Here is a 2200-nt window from a genome sequence, read left to right on the forward strand (position 1 = left end):
CTCCAGCGCCACCGTCAACATCCCATTCAGCGTAAAATCGTTCTCGTGAGTCGGTTGCATGTCGTTCTCCTCGATTTGTTGGTCGCACTTCAAATTCTAAGGATAGCTTTTGCAACTGACTCACCCCTTCATAGGATCTACAGTCCGCTATGCGCTGCTAGTTCAACGCCTGGGACACCATCGGAGCAAGCTCTCCACTTGGCAGTGCCAATTCCAGTTCCCAATCCGCCGTCTTCACCGCGTCTTGCAGCAAGGAGCTGAACCCGTACAGCACCTGCTGCGGGAGCGCGAACTCGATACCGTCACCGGCGCCGGGCGACAGGTTCATGCGTATCGGCTGCCCCGCTGCAAGGCTGAAGCTGGCGTTCGTTACCAGCATCGGCGCCTCCCCAAGGGGAAAGCTGCGGATGTCGTTCTCGTACGGCGCATCGAAGCTGCCGCTGTCCCGGATAGCGGCAACGCTCGCCTGATGTTCCATTTCGACAACATGACCGCTCGCATGCGCCGCCTGCGGATTGTCCAGCCCGACCTGCTGTTCCATCGCTTCCAACATAGCCGGCCACAGGCCCTTGACCATGCGCCGCGTCAGCCAGCTCCGCACTTCCTGCAGGCTGCCGTCTTCGGCCCTGAAGGAGGCCCGGCAAAGGATGCGGTCCTCTGCCGCCTGGTACGCTACTTGAATTTGATGTAATTCCATCGTGAGCAGGTTCCGGGATGTCCGGAATCAAAATCCATGCTTGAAAAGTGGTCTCGCGTCCCTACTTAGTTATCAATTCGAATACTGGAGGGTCACATGCGCCTCGATAAACTGACAACCAAATTGCAAGAAGCCCTTGCCGACGCCCAGAGTTTGGCCGTCGGCAATGATAACCAATACATCGACCCGGCGCACATCCTGACGGCGCTGCTGAACCAGGATGACGGCGGCGCCCGGTCCCTGCTGCAGCGTGCCGGCGTGAACGTCGGCGGCCTCACATCGGGTCTGAAATCGGCGCTGGAGCGCCTGCCGAAGGTGTCCGGCACCGGCGGCGAAGTGCAGATCGGCCGCGAGTCGGTCTCGCTGCTGAACCTCGCCGACAAGGAAGCGCAAAAGCGCGGCGACCAGTTCATTTCCAGTGAAATGGTTCTGCTTGCGATGACCGAGGACAAGTCATCCGCCGGCCAGCTGGCGCGCGACAACGGCCTGAGCCGCAAGGCCCTCGAAGCCGCCATCACTGCCGTGCGCGGCGGCGGCAACGTCAATTCGCAGGACGCCGAGGGGCAGCGCGAAGCGCTGAAGAAGTACACGCTCGACCTTACCGAGCGCGCACGCATGGGCAAGCTCGACCCGGTTATCGGCCGCGACGATGAAATCCGCCGCGCGATCCAGGTCCTGCAGCGGCGTTCCAAGAACAACCCGGTGCTGATCGGGGAACCGGGCGTGGGCAAGACCGCCATCGTGGAAGGTCTCGCGCAGCGCATCGTCAACGGCGAGGTTCCGGAGAGCCTCAAGAGCAAGCGCGTCCTGTCGCTCGACATGGCGGCGCTGCTGGCCGGCGCGAAATACCGCGGCGAATTCGAGGAGCGCCTGAAGGCCGTGCTGAAGGAAATCTCCCAGGACGAGGGCCAGACCATCGTCTTCATCGACGAGCTGCACACCATGGTCGGCGCCGGCAAGGCCGAAGGCGCGATCGATGCGGGCAACATGCTCAAGCCGGCGCTGGCGCGCGGAGAGCTCCACTGCATCGGTGCGACCACGCTGGACGAGTACCGCAAGTACGTGGAAAAGGACGCCGCGCTCGAGCGCCGTTTCCAGAAGATCCTGGTCGACGAGCCGAGCGTGGAAGCGACCATCGCCATCCTGCGCGGCCTGCAGGAAAAGTATGAGGTGCACCACGGCGTCGACATTACCGACCCGGCGATCGTCGCCGCGGCCGAGCTGTCGCACCGCTACATCACCGACCGCTTCCTGCCGGACAAGGCGATCGACCTGATCGACGAGGCGGCGTCCAAGATCAAGATCGAGATCGATTCCAAGCCGGAAGTGATGGACAGGCTCGACCGCCGGCTGATCCAATTGAAGATCGAGCGCGAGGCGGTCAAGAAGGAAACCGATGAGGCATCGCAGAAGCGCCTCGGCCTGATCGAGGAAGAGATCCACAAGCTCGAGCGCGAGTACGCCGACCTGGAAGAAATCTGGAAGGCCGAGAAGGCGGGCGTG

At 62.2% G+C, this 2200-nt stretch carries 2 protein-coding genes; one reads left to right on the forward strand and one right to left on the reverse strand.

Annotated features, from left to right (window positions below; genetic code table 11):
• Positions 1-157 precede the first annotated feature (157 nt).
• Complete coding sequence (locus VFF99_RS00005) at positions 158-697, reverse strand: hypothetical protein (protein ID WP_325013812.1); 540 nt, start codon at positions 695-697, stop codon at positions 158-160.
• Positions 698-793: 96 nt separating this feature from the next.
• Between VFF99_RS00005 and VFF99_RS00010 the strand changes: the two genes are divergently transcribed.
• Positions 794-2200, forward strand: a 1407-nt coding sequence (locus VFF99_RS00010; RefSeq protein WP_325013814.1) for a Clp protease N-terminal domain-containing protein, incomplete at its 3' end; no start/stop codon positions are given.

Source organism: Noviherbaspirillum sp. (assembly GCF_035654295.1).
Taxonomy (GTDB): domain Bacteria; phylum Pseudomonadota; class Gammaproteobacteria; order Burkholderiales; family Burkholderiaceae_D; genus Noviherbaspirillum.

Excerpts from the sequence above, each read along its gene's own strand:
- VFF99_RS00005 (WP_325013812.1), bottom strand. The coding sequence starts at position 697 with ATGGAATTACATCAAATTCAAGTAGCGTACCAGGCGGCAGAGGACCGC.